18 protein-coding genes and 1 pseudogene are annotated in these 19,804 nt (G+C 37.8%); 9 read left to right on the top strand and 10 right to left on the bottom strand.

The genetic code is table 11. From position 1 onward, the window contains the following. Positions 1-11: 11 nt before the first annotated feature. The 4 genes from BUB91_RS03685 to BUB91_RS21620 form a co-directional block, all read right to left on the bottom strand. Entirely contained in the window at positions 12-1,106 is a 1,095-nt protein-coding gene (locus BUB91_RS03685) for an ABC transporter substrate-binding protein (RefSeq protein ID WP_073097169.1), read from the bottom strand. A 51-nt stretch (positions 1,107-1,157) separates the two neighbouring features. Beyond that, entirely contained in the window at positions 1,158-1,724 is a 567-nt protein-coding gene (locus tag BUB91_RS03680; protein ID WP_073097167.1) for a phage tail protein, read from the bottom strand. 276 nt (positions 1,725-2,000) lie between these two features. Further along, the gene (locus tag BUB91_RS03675) at positions 2,001-2,732 is read right to left on the bottom strand and encodes a hypothetical protein (protein ID WP_073097165.1); all 732 of its coding nucleotides are present in this window, start codon (positions 2,730-2,732) and stop codon (positions 2,001-2,003) included. Positions 2,733-3,237: 505 nt separating this feature from the next. Next, entirely contained in the window at positions 3,238-3,396 is a 159-nt protein-coding gene (locus BUB91_RS21620; RefSeq protein WP_394342900.1) for a hypothetical protein, read from the bottom strand. A gap of 1,209 nt (positions 3,397-4,605) precedes the next feature. Here BUB91_RS21620 and BUB91_RS21615 point away from each other — a divergent pair. The 3 genes from BUB91_RS21615 to BUB91_RS03665 all read left to right on the top strand — a co-directional run bounded on the left by BUB91_RS21615 (position 4,606) and on the right by BUB91_RS03665 (position 5,986). Continuing rightward, the gene (locus BUB91_RS21615) at positions 4,606-4,734 is read left to right on the top strand and encodes a hypothetical protein (protein ID WP_394342899.1); all 129 of its coding nucleotides are present in this window, start codon (positions 4,606-4,608) and stop codon (positions 4,732-4,734) included. A 47-nt stretch (positions 4,735-4,781) separates the two neighbouring features. Then, positions 4,782-5,027: a DUF1801 domain-containing protein gene (locus tag BUB91_RS03670; RefSeq protein WP_073097163.1), complete on the top strand. Its 246-nt coding sequence runs from the start codon at positions 4,782-4,784 to the stop codon at positions 5,025-5,027. Positions 5,028-5,155: 128 nt separating this feature from the next. Beyond that, on the top strand, positions 5,156-5,986 hold the full coding sequence (locus tag BUB91_RS03665; RefSeq protein WP_073097161.1) for an alpha/beta hydrolase: 831 nt from the start codon (positions 5,156-5,158) through the stop codon (positions 5,984-5,986). 180 nt (positions 5,987-6,166) lie between these two features. On the opposite strand, the gene BUB91_RS03660 is transcribed toward BUB91_RS03665, so the two are convergent. Continuing rightward, entirely contained in the window at positions 6,167-7,462 is a 1,296-nt protein-coding gene (locus BUB91_RS03660) for an NAD(P)/FAD-dependent oxidoreductase (RefSeq protein WP_073097159.1), read from the bottom strand. 124 nt (positions 7,463-7,586) lie between these two features. Between BUB91_RS03660 and BUB91_RS03655 the strand changes: the two genes are divergently transcribed. The 5 genes and pseudogenes from BUB91_RS03655 to BUB91_RS21610 all read left to right on the top strand — a co-directional run bounded on the left by BUB91_RS03655 (position 7,587) and on the right by BUB91_RS21610 (position 13,633). Further along, a complete protein-coding gene (locus tag BUB91_RS03655) occupies positions 7,587-8,081 on the top strand; it encodes an RNA polymerase sigma factor (RefSeq protein WP_073097156.1) in 495 nt (164 codons plus the stop codon). A 6-nt stretch (positions 8,082-8,087) separates the two neighbouring features. Continuing rightward, on the top strand, positions 8,088-8,729 hold the full coding sequence (locus tag BUB91_RS03650; RefSeq protein WP_073097154.1) for a hypothetical protein: 642 nt from the start codon (positions 8,088-8,090) through the stop codon (positions 8,727-8,729). Positions 8,730-8,885: 156 nt separating this feature from the next. Beyond that, positions 8,886-11,792: a PEP/pyruvate-binding domain-containing protein gene (locus BUB91_RS03645; protein WP_073097152.1), complete on the top strand. Its 2,907-nt coding sequence runs from the start codon at positions 8,886-8,888 to the stop codon at positions 11,790-11,792. Between the two features lie 103 nt (positions 11,793-11,895). Further along, positions 11,896-13,188: a serine hydrolase gene (locus tag BUB91_RS03640; RefSeq protein ID WP_073097149.1), complete on the top strand. Its 1,293-nt coding sequence runs from the start codon at positions 11,896-11,898 to the stop codon at positions 13,186-13,188. A gap of 137 nt (positions 13,189-13,325) precedes the next feature. Beyond that, positions 13,326-13,633 (top strand): annotated as a pseudogene (locus BUB91_RS21610) (DUF2200 family protein). 59 nt (positions 13,634-13,692) lie between these two features. Here the strand turns inward: BUB91_RS21610 and BUB91_RS03630 are convergent. From BUB91_RS03630 to BUB91_RS03610, 5 genes are all read right to left on the bottom strand, one after another. Beyond that, positions 13,693-14,331 carry a hypothetical protein gene (locus tag BUB91_RS03630; RefSeq protein ID WP_073097146.1) on the bottom strand — a complete coding sequence of 213 codons (639 nt, stop codon included), beginning with the start codon at positions 14,329-14,331 and terminating at the stop codon, positions 13,693-13,695. Positions 14,332-15,066: 735 nt separating this feature from the next. Continuing rightward, positions 15,067-15,261, bottom strand: coding sequence for a response regulator (locus BUB91_RS03625; RefSeq protein ID WP_073097143.1), 195 nt, complete (start codon positions 15,259-15,261; stop codon positions 15,067-15,069). Between the two features lie 230 nt (positions 15,262-15,491). After that, a complete protein-coding gene (locus BUB91_RS03620) occupies positions 15,492-16,865 on the bottom strand; it encodes an alanine/glycine:cation symporter family protein (RefSeq protein ID WP_073097139.1) in 1,374 nt (457 codons plus the stop codon). A gap of 75 nt (positions 16,866-16,940) precedes the next feature. Further along, on the bottom strand, positions 16,941-17,894 hold the full coding sequence (locus BUB91_RS03615; protein WP_073097137.1) for a phosphoribosylaminoimidazolesuccinocarboxamide synthase: 954 nt from the start codon (positions 17,892-17,894) through the stop codon (positions 16,941-16,943). Positions 17,895-17,908: 14 nt separating this feature from the next. Continuing rightward, positions 17,909-18,862, bottom strand: coding sequence for a PhoH family protein (locus BUB91_RS03610; protein WP_073097134.1), 954 nt, complete (start codon positions 18,860-18,862; stop codon positions 17,909-17,911). 109 nt (positions 18,863-18,971) lie between these two features. Between BUB91_RS03610 and BUB91_RS03605 the strand changes: the two genes are divergently transcribed. After that, on the top strand, positions 18,972-19,802 hold the full coding sequence (locus BUB91_RS03605; protein ID WP_073097129.1) for an SAM hydrolase/SAM-dependent halogenase family protein: 831 nt from the start codon (positions 18,972-18,974) through the stop codon (positions 19,800-19,802). Positions 19,803-19,804: the final 2 nt, after the last annotated feature.

The following is a 19,804-nucleotide window of genomic DNA, read 5'->3' as shown; positions in this document are numbered from 1 at the left end:
TTGTCTATGATTTAAACGCATAAATAGGCATTGTGCCACCCCGAATTGGGATCGCTTACCTGAAAATCATAAGGATTGGAATTTGTTAATGAATCAACTAAAGCATATTCATAAGATTCATTATTCCAGTTAATTTCCCACAAACGATGCTGTACGTCAATTCGATTTGTTTCTGAGTTTATTTTCAAAAGCCCTCTTGGACCGTTTAATTCTTCTTTATGAGCACCTTCCGATTTCTGTTTTATCAACAACGCATTTTCATATCCAAGCACTGCAAAAACACTAGGGTTCTTTTTATATTTTTGGAGATACTTTTTTATAAAATCCATATTAGCTTGCGATGGTGTATCCTCCAACAACCACGAACTTACGGTTCGGGTTTTATCAAAAAGAGCCGGGAATAAATCTAAAACCTGAGAAGTAACGGTAAAAGGGAGCGTGTATAGTGGTGTGTTTTTATGTACTTTACTTGTTGCTAAAAATTCGGCGTGTTCTTTGGCAAAGGTGCCGTTATGAAATGCAAAGAGCACATCAGGTGAAGTAGCATCTACAAATTCTTTTAAGAGTTGCGCTTCATTCTCTCGGGGATTTAGCGGTGTAATAAAGTGTCCGGCAAAGCTTCCGCTGTTCTCCCTATAAAGCGTACGCTTCATAGCATCTATAAAGCCATAACCCGATTCGTAATAACAAGTTGATGTGGCAACTTTAAGTAAGTTGTTGTCCAGAAAATAGCTTCCTAATAATTCTGTAGCACCATACAGATCTAAAGAATTACAGAAAATATGCTTTCGCTCTGATAAGTCTAATGGACGCGTTGCTCCAAAATCAGCATAGATCATAGGCTCCCCAGCACCTTCAACATGATCTAAGATTTGGGAAAGCCCGGTGTGCCCCAATATCCCCGTAAGACAAGAGAGTTCATACTGATTCGTTAATTTTTGAATCGCATTAATCACGGTTTCTGAATTACTTCCAAAACCAATGCCTTCAACTTCTAAGTTAAAATCACTTCCTGCTAAACCTAAACGTAAACCGTTAACAAAATCTTTTCCTAAACTGGAATGTTCTTTTGATTGAGGTAGTAAAACTCCTATGTGTAAACCCATAACACTTAAAAAAAAGGGATTATTCCAATTGAAACAATCCCTTTATTAGTTCTAACTTCTTGATGGAAAGATGCCAAATTCAGCAATACATACATTGATTCCTAAAAAAGGATTTCTGATTTCCACAGGAATGTTTCCTCCACTAGTTGTAGTGGTACCTGAAATGTGTACCCCTCCTAATTTATCACCAGGTGTTCCATCTTCTCTGTAAATTTCCGGCATACTGCCTGAGGTACCCAATACATTGGCTCCTCCATCAGTTTCTGAAGTTACACTCTCATTATTTGTAGTTGTTACCGTTACATTTGCTACACCATCTATTAAGGCGTGAGAATGAGAAGGCATATTAGCTTGATTAAGATAAAGTTGCTCTACTCCGCCTCTTTCCCCCCAGGTAATTGTAGATAAGCCGGGGCCATGTCCAATATGAACGATACTTCTACCACGCAAATCAGGTAGCGCAAAAGTAGTTCTGCCATCTCCACCAAATGTAGTTCCTAAAAGTGAAAACAAAGCCGTATTTGAAGATATCGCTAAAAGTTGACCGTCACATTTAGCCCATCCTCTGGGTGCAAAATTAAATCCAAAAGGTTGAATTTGTCCAATAAAAGGTTCCATAATCTGTTCTTTTTTGATTAGTATTTATCTTTCATAAAATTATGGATATGATATTCTCTAAAAAGGGGAATAACACCCTTTTTAAAAATTTAAGACGACTAACAACTTTTTGAATCGACAAAAGCCTTCAAATATATAAAATTTTACAAAAAGTGTGTTAAATTATTATTTTTTATAAAAAAATAAAGCTCTTAAGCCAAGAATAAAAAACATTCTTAATTATGGATTAAAACTTTCCAAAATGATATTTCAAGTCTCTAACAAAGCATTAATTACTTAGTAAATATTCCATTCTGAGCCGTTTGGTAAAATCTTTTTAGCGATATCAAAGGTATACCTCGTATTCTTTTTTAAAGATGCTTTTAAAATTTCAAAATCTTCTTGTTTTAAATACCCTATTTTATGAAGTAGTGCTCCTGTTAACGCTCGTGTTTTTGGGGAGTAGTTTAATACGTATTTTAGAAGTGTTTTATGCTCCCATTTATTCAATTCAGTTAAGAGCTGGGTTAAGTTAAAACAAATTAGATCCGTAGAACTTTGTGGTACTTTTTTGATGTTTTTAATTACATCCAATACTTGCAAAAAAGGTATAGAATATGGAGTTATTTCATTTTGCTGCACTACATATGAAATTTTAAACACACCTCTTTTAATGGGTTGTTTTCTAATTTTCACTCCGATCTGAATTCTTGTACTTGGCTGAAGGGTCAAACCTAAACCGCTATAAATACTGGTACCGGTCAAATAACCGGTTAGTTGACCATCAACTTCTAAAAGATCCTTTACCACCTGATAGTGATCTGGTAATGAGACTCCTGAATTGGTTTGTTGGGGTTTGTAAAAACGATCTTTGGCTAGTTTACTTAAGACACCTTGTGCTGCTAAAAGATTTAAATTTTTAAGTACACTATCCTGATTTAATGCCAAGCCTTTTAAGTCGGTAAGGGAGAATACATAGCCTTTGGGAATTTTTTGTAGTTCTTCTTCTAAATATTCAATTTGTTTCATTTTTAATGTATTTATGGAAACTCCTAGAAGATTTTCGGGCATTATATACTACGTACGAAAACGTTTTTTATTATGTACTATATACATTTAAAACTGTTAATTTTTAACGTATTAATTCTTATCCTATCCCCTGTTGTTCACGTTTTAAGAAAAGTAATTGCGTACTGGTTTGTGAATGATTTCAAAATTCAATTTAGAAATCAGCTTCCGTATAGTTTTGTAAGCTTTGTGATTGTTTTCTAGGGGAGTATTTTTTGTAAAATGTACTTTTTCATCGGTACCAGCAGCATCAGTACTAAATTCTCTTGATTGTAAGCGGAAGAAAGCATCCGCCCTAGTCTTTGGTTTTTCTTTCTCTCCAGTGGTTAACCGAGTATCAAATTCCAGGTTATCTCCCCTATTTCATAGCAGTTGTAGGTTTTTTTGATGATTTCAAAAAAGCGTTCATAGCATTCAGCAGTATCCGGGTCATTGGCTTTACCAAAGAACGAATAGGATAAATTAGTCAGAATGGCCCTGCTGGCATCATATCATTCTGAATTTTATCCTGCATCCCATAGAAGATTGCAACTTCATAAGTCCTAAAGCTTGCCGGAATTCGGTGCATATGGAGTAACCGAATGGTAGGAACTTCCATCATTAAAAAAAGAAGGTTGTTGCTCACGAACGCTCCTTTGTTTGATACGGGTATGGACTATCTATTTGGGATTATTTACAATGGAGAGTATGCGTGGATGGTCAGTACTACTGATATTCAGAGGTATTTCATCAGCAGAAAGTGGCATAAAAAATACGTTGAATACGGATGTGTTTTAAGGCGCTGGCTAAGGTACTTTTCATCCCTGCTGTCTGACGCTCAGAATCCTCCCCACTGATAAAAAAGCATCTGCTAGTTTTCTGGAGGTGGTATTGGTTTCTAAAAACCGAATCAGGCTATCGGGATCCAGATATTGATAAAAACGATTAAATGTAGTTAGGTACACAGGTGTGAATAGCTGGTCTTTAATTTCTATATGAGTCCGGCAATTAAGCCTTCAGCAGCAGCATTCAAAAATTTACCGGTTCCCGTTGCTCCAATAAGTTTTCAATCAACCCTCTGGACACTTCATTGAGGCTTGATCCTTCCTTCTATGCAAAAGCATAATGATACCACACTGAAACCACAGTGAAACCACACTGCAACCACACTTTACCACAAAATCTGTGGGTGAATATGGTTTGATTGTGGATTGATTTTGGGGTTATCTCTAAGTATTCCTATCTTATCAATAGTGTATGAATAGCTATACGAGATTATGCGAATAGGTTAGAAGAAGGTGCATTTAGAAGTCGATTTAGGAGAGTGAAAAATGCAACATTCTATTCTATACAGATTGACTACAATTTTTGCTCAGTCCCCAACAATTAGGCTTGATCCCATGAAACCCTCTGGCGGTGCCAATAAAAAAGCCACGTTTTAAGTGGCTTTTCTTTTTTAGATATATCGGCTGCATCCTGGATGCCCTTAGATACTTAAGATTACTTCTTCTTAGAAGCAGTCTTCACAGGCTTTACAGCAGCAGGCTTAGGAGCCTGTTTTGCTGGAGCAGCCTTTTTAGATGACTTATTTTGTGCCATTGTTTTCAATGATTTTATAATACTAATGTATGCTGAAATTTGATTGGTTTGACAAAATAATCCTTCACTTTTAGTTAAATTTATCGTTAATATTTCAAGCTGAATTTCGGTATTATTTTAACGCAGAAATTAGGAAAGAACCCAGCAAAATAGAGCGGTATTTTGACCAAGAGCATACTTTTAAAAATATGCTGTTAACATTTAGAGCCGTTTTTAAACAAACAGAACTGTAGAAACCTTTAAATGGAATGCTCCCGTGTACACCGTAGATGGCAAAAACGTTGCAGGACTGGGCAGATTTAAAAATCATTTTGGGGTTTGGTTTTTCAATGCCGCCCTATTAAAATTACACTCGGAAGACAAAAAGAATATGCAGAGCATATAGGCAGCACCAAACAAGAAAAGGCTATACCACTGTAGTTATCCTTATACATGCGACAGCGGTCGTCAAGCGATTTTTTCTCAATCGGTTTTTCTCCACGTAAGCAGAATCTTTCGGTTTACAGTATGCCGGAATTTAAGAAGTTTGCAAATTTGCTAACTCAACTGGGAAAACATAAGACCGGTGCCCCTTGCTTAGACCTCAACAAACTGGAAGACATACACCTAAACATCTTAGAAAAATTTAGTACAGGATCTGTAAACTATATACGCGAGAAGTATGAGAATAAAGTTTAATTCTCTTCGTTACTCCATAATCAAGATTGAATAATTTATGCGTTACTTAAAATCAAAAGTCCTTTGATTTTGATACATTGTACTCAAACTTCAAACGAATCCCCTGCTTACGCAACTAAACTTAAACTATGCGAAACCACCTATTTCTTTTTGCCTTAATCATAAGTATACTTACCGGTTGTGGTTCGGTAAAAAAAGAAGATATCACCTATCTGGATGCTGATTATTCGGCTTCTGCTGAAGAACCCCAACTCAACATTTTTCAACCTAAAGATTCTTTAGTGCAACACGATGTGCTTCTTTTTGTTCACGGCGGAAACTGGAACAGCGGTAACAAAGAAACCTATTCTATTTTGGGTCGAAATTTTGCCGCTAAAGATTATGTTACTGTTATTCCCGGGTATACCTTGAGTCCGTATGCAAATTACGACCAGATGACTCTGGAGATCGCTAAAGCTATAAAATGGACACACGAAAATGCCGCAAATTACGGTGGAAATCCTGATCGTATTTTTTTAATGGGGCACGCTGCAGGCGGTCATCTTGCTGCCTTAGCAGTGATGAATCCAAAATATATGGACAATACAGCTTACATAAAAGGAATCATTCTGGATGACGCTGCCGGTTTAGACCAGTTTAAGTACTTACAGGAAAATCCACCAACTAACACAGCTTATTATGATGTGACCTGGACTACAAACCGTGAAGAATGGAAGAATGCTTCGCCTTATTATTTTTTAGACGAAAACACACCGCCTATTCTCACATTTTTAGGAACCAAAACAATCCCTTCCTTATATTATTACAATGACTTGTTTCATCAAAAACTACTGGAATTTCAGCCGGAAGCCAAGCTCATTATTCTCAACAAAAAACATGGGGCTATGGTCACACAGTTTTTCTCTCCGCTAAGTCCCCGATTTGGAGAAATACAAAAATTCACGGAAGGTATTCAGTAAAAACATTCACAGTGTCGCATAAAAAAACGGCTTCTAAAAGAAGCTGTTTTTTTATGTAAATCATCTTGAAACAAGCCTACAAGGTATTAAAAGAAAAGAGCTTTTGATTTCAAAGCAAGCCTTGGGGCACCTGCCGGTAGACAGGTTTAGATCTCGATTATCGAGTGAATGCTGAATATTCTAATCTTCTTCAGCAATAATTTTATTCTGTTTAAACGGTCTTACAATCAGTCTGGCAGCTTTATCGTAATTGATATAGCTATACGTCCAGTTGAAGAAGGTAACCATTCGGTTTCTAAAACCTACTAAGAACCAGAGGTGAATAAACATCCAGATAAACCAAGCGAAAAATCCACCGAAATGAATCTTGCCCATATCAACAACAGCTTTATTACGACCTATAGTCGCCATAGAACCTTTATCAAAATATTTAAACGGATTCAGTTCTTCGCCGCGTAACATCTTTTTAAAATTCTTAGAAAGATTCTTTCCTTGTTGAATAGCTGGCTGCGCTAATTGCGGATGTCCTTTTGGATATTCTTCACTTTCCATCAGCGCGATATCTCCTATAGCATAAATATTTTGAAAGCCGGCAACCCGATTATAAACATCTACTTTATAGCGATTGAGTTTAGGCACTAAAGAAGTAACTTCAAAACCTTCTATAGATGCACCCGTAACACCGGCAGACCAAATAAAAGTCGCGGTATTGAATGACAAATCTCCTTTAGTAGTCACTAAATTATTCTCGTAATTACCTACAAAAGTTTCTAAGTGAATGGTTACCCCCATATCTTCTAAGAATTTCTGCGCTTTCTCAGAAGACTGTTTGCTAAACGGAGGTAAAACCCGGTCAGCTCCTTCAATCAGGTGAATTTCAATTTCACTGATATCCATATCTGGATAATCTGCCTGCAAAACATTAGATTTTAATTCTGCCAAAGCTCCACTAAGTTCTACACCCGTTGGGCCGGCACCTGCAATTACAAATCGCAATAATTCCTTACGTTTTACCGGATCTTCCGTGCGGTTTGCTTTCTCTAGATTCTCAAACATCAAACTACGGATGTTGAGCGCCTGTGGCAAACTCTTCATCCAAACCGCATTTTCTTCAATCGTTTTGTTTCCGAAGAAATTAGTACGCGTCCCTGTAGCGATAACCAAGTGATCATAGTGCAGATCGCCAATATCGGTACGTATCTTTTGAAGATTGGTATCTATTCGGTTTACTTCCGCAAGGCGGAAATGCATATTTTTTTGTTTCCTGATGATCTTCCTCAGCGGATAAGCTATAGATTCCGGCTCCAGACCCGAGGTTGAAACCTGGTATAATAATGGTTGAAACGTGTGAAAATTCCTCTTGTCTAGAAGTACTACTTGATAGCCGGTTTTTTTGAGGTTTTTAATGAGATTCATTCCGCCGAAACCCCCACCGATTATGACGATTCGGGGTTCTTTAGTATCAGGGATATTCATGATTAATTATTTGTAACAAAGTTAAAGTACAGCCGGCAAAACGCTCCATGTTTATCATTATTTTAGCGTTAGCTGTAACATATTACCTCCTTTATGTACAAATAGGTAACTAACAATTAATTATTTGGATCCGCAACTTGAAAAACAATTTGTAACCCAGCTAGAAGCGAATCAGAATATAGTGCATAAGATCTGCCGGTTATATACTCATGACCAGGAGTCGCACAATGATTTGTTTCAAGAAATAACCATTCAATTATTTAAAGCATATCCAAAATTTAGAGGAGACTCTAAGTTTACAACCTGGATGTATCGTGTGGCGCTCAATACGGCGATTACGCTCTACCGTAAATCTAAGCGTAGTATCAAAACGCAGGATTATGAGAGTGTGATGTTTAAAATTGTCAGTACAGAATACGACAACACTGTTGAAGAACAACTTAAGTTAATGTACAAAGCGATTAGACAACTCAACGATATTGATAAGGCACTGGTGTTTTTATATCTCGAAGACAAACCCTATAGCGAGATATCAGAAACTTTAGGTATTACAGAAGTTAATGCCAGGGTAAAAATGAACCGGGTAAAAGGAAAGTTGAAAGACTTATTAAATGTGTAGCAGCAGATGGATGAACTTGAATTTTTAAAAAAAGACTGGAAGCGCCAGGAGGCAGACCTTCCTAAGGTTAGCGGCGATGCTATCTATAAAATGATACACAAACGCTCCTCATCATTGATGAAGTGGATTTTATATGTATCTATTTTTGAATTTATTTTATGGACGGCGATAAATATTTTAACAACAAACAAAGATACTTGGGAATCACTCCAGAAAATTCACTTATTTGAATTTGAAATCATAACGCTGCTGCTTCAATATGCAGTTTTAGGCTTCTTTATATATCTCTTCTATAAAAATTATAAAGAGGTTCAAACTACAGACAATACCAGACATTTGATGAATCGTATCCTTAAGGTGCGTAGAACAGTCAATTTTTATGTGGCGTATAATCTTATATTGATGTTTGTTATTGGATTAGTAGTCTTTTTTGCAATGCTCTTTTTTGATCCAGATTTTGAGAAAGTAATGGTTACTGCCCCAGATGGTTCTCAAACTTTACCACTGGCATTTATAGCTTTAATTATAGGAGGGCTTGTTGTTTTTCTATTCTTACTTTGGCTATTTTATAAATTGCTCTATGGAATCTTATTAAAGCGTTTAAAACGCAACTATAAAGAGCTCAATAAACTTGAATTGAGAGATTAACTTACAGTATATCTAAAAGTCCGTTAGTGTAGCGGACTTTTTTGATTTATACAAACTTTAAATTTTACTCCAAACCTTAATATTTAAGAAAATCATAGCCTTTTTTATAAGTCTATTAACATCCTCTACACCTATTTTTGTGACAAACAACCTTTTATGCCAGCAACACTACGCTTAAGCCTACTTGTAATGCTTCTCACGGGCGCCACCCTAAGTGCTCAAGAATTTACGCCTCAGAATATAAAACAGACCATCAAAGATTTTAAGAATGATCCTCGAGGACCTTACTTACGAATTCGCTGGTTTTGTGAAGATGGAACTGTTCGTGAGCCAAAAGATCCATGCCCCGAAGGGATAGACGGTATTCAGCACGCGAGTTACAAAGAACTAACTGAAAATCTTGCAGACCGTAATAATCTCTACTTCGGTGAGATTCTGGCAGCTGCAGATAATACGAAGTTTTGGGACGCTGCCAGCGATCATAGCAGGTTGAAGCAATACCAACTAGGAAATTATCTAAAAAGCGTTGACAACGGCTGGATTTTAGAAAAGGCACAGTATTACCGCGGTGCAATACAATCTGAAGATGAAGAAGCCTGGGGGATTGCTTTTTTCAACTGGTTGTTGAAAGACGATAAACGACTAGAAGCTAATTACTATTTGATAAGACAAGCGCTCAAAGATATACCTCATGCAGGTGACGATAATATTGCGCAACGTATGCGTAGTGAATCTAAAGTGATCGCAGAAGAGTTCCCTAAATTTATGGATGTACGTGTTAAAATTCACGGTCAGCCAGATGTGAGCGATGTCGCTTTAGTTCAAAATTTTAGAGAAGAATATGATGATGAACTTACACCGGAATTAAAAACGGAGTTTAAAAATTTACTAGAAACACTTACTGAATATTACGCCCCTATCAATTTAGAAAAATTGAATGCTCAAGTTTCTGGTATCAAAAGTGACCTTGATGTAAAAAATCAAGTAATAGCGTTTACCACAAAATTTGACAACAATACACCGGCATATTCTATTATTCCTGAAATCAGCGATATGCTGTGTAACATTCGTACGCAGATTACTCAAATACAACGCGCTCAAGACCGATTAACATTACTTGATGTTTCACTTAAACTCGAAGAAATGCTCCTGAAAAAATCTGGAGATTGGGAGCCTGAAACACTTAAAGAACTTCTGGATAAAGTATATCATTTAAGTTATGCTACTGCAGGAACCGGACTTCTGGAAGTCTGGGAATGGGAAGAAATTGAAGGTATTATTGCACCTATTAATTACACTAACGTTTCACTAGCCGAACTCAATACGATTCATAATACTTCACGTAGTGCTGTACAATGGAGTGCTGCTATGGCAAAAGCTACTTATGATGACGTAGTTGAAAAATATACCGCTTTTGAGCCGCTTGCCACAGGATTTATAGATGATCGCGTGCGCTCATCTGTAGCGCTTCCTTTAGGAAAAACAGTAAGTGAGTTGGGAGATTTTATAAACAACAAATCTAATCTGGAAAACGATGTGATGGATATTGCAGACCAAAGCGCCATTCACGGCTTAAATCCCGGTTATGCGATGGGTGAATTGGTAGTTGTTCCCGGTAATCCTGATGGGATAGAAGTTTCAAATAATAAGATTTACATATTTAAGCGTCCACCTTCTGATCTAAAACCCGTTGCAGGAATCGCTACGGTAGATGAAGGAAACCTGGTTTCTCACGTTCAGTTATTGGCTAGAAACTTAGGGATTCCTAATGCTGCGCTTATAGATTCTAACCTAGAAGATCTTGAGGCCTATAACGGTAAAACTGTTTTTTATGCGGTTTCTAATAAGGGAACCGTGATCATAAAACCAGCAGATAACATGTCTGCGGAAGAAAAAGATTTATTTTCAGTCACAGAACGTAACAGTGAAAAAATCGCCGTACCTATTGAAAAAATAAGGCTTGACAAAAAGAGCATTCTCAATATGCGTGATATTGATGCTTCGGCAAGTGGTATTCTTGCAGGTCCTAAAGCGGCTAATCTCGGCCAGCTGAAGAAAATGTTTCCGGAACAGGTAGTTGAAGGTTTGGTGATTCCGTTTGGGATTTTTAAAGATCATATGGATTTGCCCATGCCGGGACAAAATAAAAGCTACTGGGAATTCTTAACTGAAATGTTTGCTTCCGCAGAAGCCATGCGTAATAACGGCACAGCCGAAGCACAAGTAGAAGATTTTCAGTTTAAAAAACTAGCGACATTACGCGATGCGATCAACAGAATGCAGCTAAAGCCACAGTTCATTAGCGAGCTACGCAGTTCGTTCAGTTCTATTTTTGGGAAGCCTATGGGGCAAGCACCTGTATTCTTGCGTAGTGACACCAATATGGAAGATCTTAAAGAATTTACCGGTGCCGGTCTAAACCTTACCTTATTCAACGTTGTTGAAGAACAAAAAATAGTAGACGGAATCAAAAAAGTTTGGGCTTCGCCATATACTGAGCGTAGTTTTAAATGGCGTCAGGTTTATTTATCAAATCCGGAGAATGTTTTCCCATCAATTTTAGTGATTCCTAGTGTAGATGTAGCATACAGTGGTGTAATGATCACAAAAGGTATCAATGAAGGAACTGACGACGATCTTACCGTTGCCTTTAGCCGTGGTGCCGGTGGCGCCGTAGATGGTCAGGCTGCAGAAACCAGATTGATTACCGCAAGCGGAAACAGGTTGCTTGCTCCTGCCCGTCAACCGGATTATATCAGACTTCCGGAAAGTGGTGGAACTAAAGCTTACAGTACCACTTTTGAATCAACTATTTTAAGTGAACAAAATATTCAGAGTTTGCGAGAAGTAGCTCAGGAAATTCGTACTAAGATACCCCAAGAAACCCATACCAATCCTGATGGTGCTTACGACGTAGAGTTAGGTTTTCAGGATGATAAAATCTGGTTGTTTCAGATTAGACCTTTTGTTGAAAATAAAAATGCGCTGAGTAACGGCTATCTCGATTCGATTTCACCTAGAAGTAATCCCGATGAGTATATTGAAATGGATACAAAACTCTAAAAAGATTTTCTATTCCATTTTAATAGCACAGCATATTTTAGAGTAAACTACCTCGGGGGTTTGAACCCTTTGACGGTGCCAATAAAAAATTTAAAGAAAAACTATGAAAAAAATCCTGCTCCTCATACCGGTAATCCTGCTTGCGCTTGCATTTTCGGTTCCTAATAGCTTCTACCCTATTGATGGCTATGAGCGCACCGGCATTGACCGACTCGCTTATTTGCAAAAAATTGTAAAAGACAGTATCAAATACACCCGTATTCCGGCCGGTGCTTATTTGTCTATGGACGATATTAAACTGAATTTGACCAATAAAGCGGATAGCGCTATTGCTTATATGCAGGAAGATCCGGACTTTCAGAAAAAAATTGGCGGCTTGTTTTATGGTCTGGATCAGAGTTACTCAATTTCTGTATTGGATATGACCGACTCTACCAATCTGAAATATGCAGCGCGTAATGAAACACGTGGATATCAACCCGGGAGTGTTGGTAAACTTGCCATTCTAATCGCAATGTTTGATCAGCTTGAAAAATTATGCCCAGAAGATTGGGGAGCTCGAATCAATCTACTGAAATATAAACGTGTAAAAGGTGGACCTTTTGCAGTTTATGATCATCACACCATCCCACTCTATGATATCCAGCAAGATAAATTATCACGTAGAACGGCTCGTGAAGACGACGTTTTTAGCCTTTTTGAATGGATAGATCATATGGTTGCTGTGAGTAATAACGGAGCTGCTAGTGTAGTTTATAGAGAAGCTTTATTGCTGAAAGTTTTTGGTGAAAAGTACTTTAACCTGACTGATGAAGAGGCTATGCAATGGTTTAAAGACACAGACCGAGGTGAAGTTACCAGACTTGCCAATGAGGTTGTAAATGAACCCTTGCGTAAAATGGGAATCACTGAAGATGAATGGCGTCTGGGCGGGTTTTTCACCAACGGTGGTGAACGCTATGTAGGCAGAATGGGGGGGAGCATCGGTTCTCCAAAAGGTTTGATGAAATTCTTAATAAATTTGGAGCAAGGTAAAGCCATTGACTCGCTTTCTAGTGTAGAAATGAAACGCATTATGTATCAGACAGAGCGTCGTATTCGCTATGCCTATTCCCATGAATTAGATTCTGCTGCTGTATATTTTAAAAGCGGAAGTTTTTACAAATGTGATAAAAGTAAAGGTGCTTGCGGGGATTATGCCGGCAATGTATTCAACTATATGAACTCTGTAATAATTGTTGAACATCCTAATGGGGGACCTAAATATATTGTCTGTTTAATGACGAATGTTTTGCGTAAAAACTCAGCTACAGATCATATGTATCTTGCAGGGAGAATAGATAAAGCCATACAAGAAGAAGTTGCCGAAAGTAACATGACAGGCACCGGACAATAGTTTTTACATCATTTCTAATAAAAAAACTAAGCCCTCTAGTTAAACTCTAAAGGGCTTTTTTATGTTGATGAACAAAACAAAATTTCTTCTAAAAGGCTGAATTTTAAAATGATTTGAGATAAAAAAACATTCCTAAAATGAAGACCATTCCAGAACATAATCAGCGTATTGCAACGATGATCTTTTCTTCGGTTTACCCGCATTATGTAAGTAACGTAGCGCAAAAAGGCAGAACTCAAACAGAATTGCATCAAGTTATAGAATGCTCACCGGTTTTGATGAAACCACACTTCAAACTTTGATAGAGCAGCAAGTAAGCTTCGAAAAATTCTTCAGTAAAGCGACTTTAAACCCAAATGCTCAACTAATAAAAGGAGTTATTTATGGCTATCGTGTAGAAGAACTAGAAAACGCATGGACTCAAAAAGTACGGTATTTAGACTAGCTTGTTGATGAATTAGCTAAAAGCAAAAAAACGGAAAAAATCTTGAGAACACCGTAATATTACTGCTGAAAAGTAAATCTATCAAATAACACATAATGTTCTTGCGTGGGCCATTTTGTACCCATAAAAGAGAGGTTCTCCAAACTGCAATAAGCAGAAAATTTCACTTTAGTTTTCACATCGGTTTGTAAGGTTTTTACGAGTTGGTTATTTATAAACCACTTGATCAAATACCTTCCTCCTACATCGCTCAAGGTTATTTTGAAATCTGACCATTTGTCCATTTTCACTTTAAATTCTTCAGAAGCAAACGGATGGCTTTGCGAAGTACAATAAACCACTGCATCATCAGGTTGCGCATGCAGCTCATCGCGTAGTTGAGGCTTTCCTGAGCCTATCTCGAAGTCAAATTCATAAGCGGGTTTGCCACTATGGTATAAGAAGGCTCCTATACTACACCGCGCGTTTTCTTCAAAAACCGGTACAAATATACGCCAGGAATACGTGCCTACACCAAAATCTTTGCGACGTGTATGCGCTTTCACCCGGTCGTTACGAGCTGCACGGGTTGTGATTTTTAAGTGATTGTTTTCAATGGAATACGATCTTGGACTGTTGAATGAATCATCTTTCCAGAGTTGATCAAAATCGGTTTGAGAATCAAAATTTTCAGAAAAAGGGATTGCAGCTGATTGCATGGTCGCTTGTTTATCAAAATATGATTTACAACAGTTGAGGCTCAAAAAGCCCGCAACACAAATGATTTGTAAAACGTGTTTATTCAATCTATAATCGAGATTATGATAGTTTGAGGTTTACTCAACAAGGTTTCTTATAACTTGATCAAATTAAAATTTGAACGGATTAATAAAAACCACTAAAACAGAAATGTACTGAAATTTTCTCAGTTGATACAAAAAAAGGCAGCGCTCTCCCAAAGGCTACCTTCTAACTAACAAAAAACAACCCACTAATTGATCAAGAGCTGCCGCTGTTGTTCTTGAATGATCTTTGCTTTTTTTTCTTCGGAGGTAATAGCTCTTAGGATGTCTTCCGCTGCAACAGCAACGTGTTGTTATCCACCTTTAGGTAAAGAAAGTCGTAACCCGCCCATTAAACAAACTGCAACACCATTCATTTTAAGAACATACTCCTCTAAATCAGTAAACATCAACTAGATTCTCAAATAAGCCCTCTAATTCAGAATTTTTCTGGTAGCTTAATGACTGATGTCGCTCGCTAGATTTTTGTAATTCGTTAGATAACGTGTAGAGTTCAGAAGATTTTTCTTCAAGAATAGATTCTGCGGTTTTTTGCGCTTCGCGTTCTCTGACAATAATTCGTTTATATATTTCCGGATTTGCTGTTTCTATCTGTTTAGTATATATCCTGTAATGCCTGTCTCATAACATTTCTTTACATCATTATGATTATTAGAAGTCGTTAGAATTACCGTAGGTAGGTATGTATTTTAATACAGAATCATTTTCAAGAATTTTCAAAAACTCTATACCGTTTATATTAAGCATATTTAAACCCAGAAGAATGATGTCTGGCAGTTTGCTTTTATCGCGCAGTATTTGCAAAGCTTCCTCTCCATGTTTAGCCTCGTTGAGTTGGTGCTTCAAATCATTTTGAAGCGTAAACGTTTGATTTTCATAACCTCAATACGATCATTTTCAATTAGCAAGCTAGCTAATACTCGTTTGCGTATTTTATAGGGTTTTTGCTCGATAGTCGAGATTTAAATACTTCAGTTTTTAAATTGAAAGCAATTATTTAAGCTAGATTTAAGGCACAAATTTTAGCAAAAAGCAATCTATTACTTGTAAAACATGTTGAAAGCGGCATTAAGGTTTTATAAGTTTTTGATGCCCTTAAAGTAGACTCTTGCCTTTGCCATTACTTTGGGAGCTAAAATCAAGGTTGCAAGCATCGTGGGAATCGCCATAAGTGCAAAAAAGGTGTCGATCAGATTGATCATCAAACTCAGTGAAGTGGTTGCACCTATCAAAATACTGCCTATATAAAAATAATTATAGGTGTGCTTATAGCGGGTACCCACTAAAAATGATAAGCACTTTGTACCGTAATACGAATAAGAAAACAAAGAACTGATGCTGAAAACCGCAATACACAGCAACAATACATAAGAGCCAAATCCCGGCATCGCGTCAGAAAAAGCTTTTGCGGTAAGACTTACTCCATTAGCATCACTGCTTTGCCAAACTCCGGTTACCAGAATACTCAAAGCCGTCAGCGTACAGACAATAATGGTATCTATAAAGGGACCCAACATTGCAACGAGACCTTCTCGAATAGGCTCTTCAGTTTTTGCAGCACCGTGAGCCATAGGTGCTGTTCCTATACCGGCTTCGTTAGAAAATGCTCCTCTGCGAATTCCTAAAATAATCAAAGCTCCCAAAATACCTCCCAGCATTGGATCACCGGTATAATTATTTGCTGCAAAAGCATCCGTAAAAATCAGTTGAAAATATCTGGGCACTTCTGAAGCATTGATAAACAGAATTACAAGCACCGCTAAAAAGTATAATACTACCATCCCCGGAACAATCTTAGCAGCAGTTTTACTGATGCGGTTGAGGCCTCCCAGAATTACAATTCCTGCAATAATGGCGAGAACAATACCTATGGTTAAATCTGTAGAAAAGTCTTTTGCAATTCCGTTAGGAACTAATAGAATATCATTTATAGCTTGCGTGAGTTGATTCACATTAAAAACCGGTAACGCTCCTACCAGACCCGCAATACTAAAAAATGCTGCAAGTGGTTTCCAGGCTTTGCCCAGACCTTCAGTAATAAAATACATAGGTCCGCCTTGTATCGCGCCAGAATCATCCTTCCCGCGGTATAGAATAGCGAGTGTACAGGTGAAAAATTTAGTACTCATCCCTACTATCGCACTCACCCACATCCAGAAAACTGCACCGGGACCACCTACAGCTATCGCCACCGCAACACCGGCAATATTCCCCATACCTACAGTAGATGATAATGCGGTCATTAATGCCTGAAAATGATTTATTTCTCCGGGATCATCAGGATTGTCGTATTTACCGCGAAGTACCTTTATCGCGTGACCAAAATATTTAAAAGGAAGAAAACGCGAATAAACCAAAAGATACAAACCGCCACCAATAAGTAATATCAAAAGTGGCAACCCCCATACAAATGAAGCAGCTTCTGCAATCCAGTGATTTAATCGTTCCATATTTTAAAAATAAAAAAACCGAAAAGGTAACTATTGAACTTTTCGGTTTTTTAAATTATGATTCAGTGTTGAAACTTATCTGTTAAGAAAGTCTAGAACATTGTTTTCTATACGTTTGTCAATTGCATCAAGATCAGCTTTTACAAACTGTTCTCCTGTAATATTCTCATACAACTCTATGTAGCGTTCAGAAACACTTTCTATATATTCATCAGTCATCTCGGGAAGCGTTTGCCCCTCTAGACCTTGAAACCCATTACTGATTAACCACTGGCGTACAAACTCTTTAGATAATTGTTTCTGCGCCTCTCCCTTTTGTTGACGTTCTTCATAACCAGCAGCATAAAAATAGCGAGAAGAGTCTGGCGTATGAATCTCATCGATCAATACAATTTTACCATCTGCAGTTTTTCCAAATTCATATTTAGTATCCACTAAAATGAGTCCGCGCTCTGCAGCAATCTCGGTTCCACGCTGAAATAATTTATGCGTGTAATCCTCTAAAACAGCATAGTCTTCAGCAGAAACGATTCCTTTTTTAAGAATATCCTCTTTAGAAATATCCTCATCGTGATCTCCCATTTCGGCTTTAGTTGCCGGGGTTATAATCGGTGTAGGAAACTTGTCGTTCTCCTGCATACCTTCAGGCATAGCAACACCACAAAGCGTACGTTTTCCGGCTTTATATTCCCGAGCAGCGTGCCCGCTCATATAACCACGTATAACCATTTCAACCTTAAAAGGATCACATTTCTTACCTACCGCAACATTAGGGTCTGGAGTAGCCTCAAGCCAGTTGGGTACTAGATCTTCAGTATCCCGCATCATTTTTGTCGCGATTTGATTTAAGATTTGACCTTTATAAGGAATTCCTTTAGGCATCACCACATCAAACGCACTCAAGCGATCTGTTGCAATCATCACCAGTAAATCATTTTGAAGACTGTAAACTTCACGTACTTTTCCTTTGTAAACATGAGTTTGTCCCGGAAAGTTGTAGTTTGTATCTGTGATGGTTTTATTTGACATCTATATTCTGAATTTTAATCTCTGTTTTCAATCGCTTTATAAGCAGCAATAACCTCTTTAACCAGTTTGTGACGTATAACATCTTTATCATCCAGATAAATCATACCCACTCCTTTTACATCTTTAAGCACCAGAAGCGCCTCTTTAAGACCACTTATCACGCGGCGCGGCAAATCTATTTGCCCCGGATCACCTGTAATCAAGAATTTGGCATGTTTACCCATACGGGTTAAAAACATCTTCATTTGTGCGTGAGTAGTGTTTTGAGCTTCATCAAGAATCACAAAAGCATTATCTAAAGTACGGCCACGCATAAATGCCATAGGAGCAATCTGTATGACTCCTTTTTCTATAAAACTCTCCAGCTTTTCGTGCGGAATCATATCGCGCAATGCATCGTACAACGGCTGCATATACGGATCTAGCTTTTCTTTTAAATCTCCAGGTAAAAAACCCAGGTTCTCACCTGCTTCTACTGCTGGTCTGGTAAGAATGATGCGTTTAACCTGTTTTTCTTTCAGTGCTTTTACCGCGAGTGCTACTCCTGTGTAGGTCTTACCAGTACCCGCAGGACCAATTGCAAAAACCATATCGTTTTTGCGAGCCAGATCTACCATTTTACGCTGGTTTGCGGTCTGTGCCTTGATGAGCTTCCCCCCAACACCATGTACCAAAATCTCACCACTTTCTGGAGAAGTCTCATAATCTGCCCTGCTTTCGCTGGTTAAAACACGCTCAATTGTATTCTCATCAAGCTTATTATATTTAACAAAATGTTCCAACAGCATTGTGATGCGTTTATCAAACTCTTCCAAAAGATCCTCATCTCCATAGGCTTTTATATGATTGCCCCTGGCGACCAATTTTAATTTTGGAAAGTACTTCTTAAGAAGTTCAATATTACTATTATTTTGACCAAAGAATTCCCTTGGCGTGATCTCTGAAAGTTCGATGATAAGTTCGTTCAAAAGCGGAAGAATTTTATAAAAAAACTAGTTAATTATCTTTAGTTTTGTGCTTAACAAATGTAATTAAATTTACGAACTATCCCCCTTAAAAATATCAACAAAACCGCCTATGCCTATTATAACATTAACCACTGATTTCGGCTTAAAAGACCATTTTGCCGGTGCGGTTAAAGGCGCTATTTACAGCGAAATGGCTGATGCCAAAATTGTTGATATCTCGCATAATGTGTCTCCTTTTCACATTACTGAGGCTGCATATATCATACAGAATGCCTATCGTAATTTCCCCAAAGGAACCGTACATGTTATTGGTATAGATTCTGAGCAAAACCCTGAAAACAAACATATTGCAGTTAAAGTTGAAGGACATTATTTTGTTTGTGCCAACAATGGGATTATGTCTATGATCACCCGCACTATTGTTCCTGAGGAGCTTGTTGAAATCAATATTCACGACCGCATAAAAACCAACTTTACAGAGCTTGATGTTTTTGTTCAGGTCGCGTGCCATATCGCTCGTGGCGGTACTTTAGGCGTTATTGGTAAGCCTATTAAAGAAATCAAGGCAATTACGGGGATTATGCCGGTAATTAACAGCGATCAGAAACAAATTATAGGTAATGTGATTTATGTTGATAACTACGGAAATGTGATCACAAATATCACCCGTCGTCTTTTTGATGATGTGGGAAAAGGGCGCACTTTTATCATACAGGCAAGACGCGCACATTTTAAAAAAATTCATGAGCGGTACAGTGATGCGATCAATTTTGATATCGAAAAAACAAAGCGAGAAGAAGACGGAAAAAAAATAGCTCTTTTCAACTCTTCGGGTTATTTGGAACTCGCCATTTATAAAAGTAACCCCAGCACTGTGGGAAGTGCTTCTACCCTTTTTGGTTTGGATTATCGCGATACCGTAAGTATCACTTTTGAATAAAT

The organism is Leeuwenhoekiella marinoflava DSM 3653 (genome assembly GCF_900129005.1).
In the GTDB taxonomy this organism is placed as follows: Bacteria; Bacteroidota; Bacteroidia; order Flavobacteriales; family Flavobacteriaceae; genus Leeuwenhoekiella; species Leeuwenhoekiella marinoflava.
The sequence above is the reverse complement of the archived record's forward strand: the minus strand, read 5'-3'. Positions and strand labels throughout refer to the sequence as shown.

Coding starts and splice junctions, on each gene's coding strand:
- BUB91_RS03605 (WP_073097129.1), top strand. CDS start 18,972: ATGCCTATTATAACATTAACCACTGATTTCGGCTTAAAAGACCATTTT.
- BUB91_RS03665 (WP_073097161.1), top strand. CDS start 5,156: ATGCGAAACCACCTATTTCTTTTTGCCTTAATCATAAGTATACTTACC.
- BUB91_RS03620 (WP_073097139.1), bottom strand. CDS start 16,865: ATGGAACGATTAAATCACTGGATTGCAGAAGCTGCTTCATTTGTATGG.
- BUB91_RS03630 (WP_073097146.1), bottom strand. CDS start 14,331: ATGCAATCAGCTGCAATCCCTTTTTCTGAAAATTTTGATTCTCAAACC.
- BUB91_RS03650 (WP_073097154.1), top strand. CDS start 8,088: ATGGATGAACTTGAATTTTTAAAAAAAGACTGGAAGCGCCAGGAGGCA.
- BUB91_RS03660 (WP_073097159.1), bottom strand. CDS start 7,462: ATGAATATCCCTGATACTAAAGAACCCCGAATCGTCATAATCGGTGGG.
- BUB91_RS03680 (WP_073097167.1), bottom strand. CDS start 1,724: ATGGAACCTTTTATTGGACAAATTCAACCTTTTGGATTTAATTTTGCA.
- BUB91_RS03640 (WP_073097149.1), top strand. CDS start 11,896: ATGAAAAAAATCCTGCTCCTCATACCGGTAATCCTGCTTGCGCTTGCA.
- BUB91_RS03615 (WP_073097137.1), bottom strand. CDS start 17,894: ATGTCAAATAAAACCATCACAGATACAAACTACAACTTTCCGGGACAA.
- BUB91_RS03670 (WP_073097163.1), top strand. CDS start 4,782: ATGCGACAGCGGTCGTCAAGCGATTTTTTCTCAATCGGTTTTTCTCCA.
- BUB91_RS03685 (WP_073097169.1), bottom strand. CDS start 1,106: ATGGGTTTACACATAGGAGTTTTACTACCTCAATCAAAAGAACATTCC.
- BUB91_RS03675 (WP_073097165.1), bottom strand. CDS start 2,732: ATGAAACAAATTGAATATTTAGAAGAAGAACTACAAAAAATTCCCAAA.
- BUB91_RS03645 (WP_073097152.1), top strand. CDS start 8,886: ATGCCAGCAACACTACGCTTAAGCCTACTTGTAATGCTTCTCACGGGC.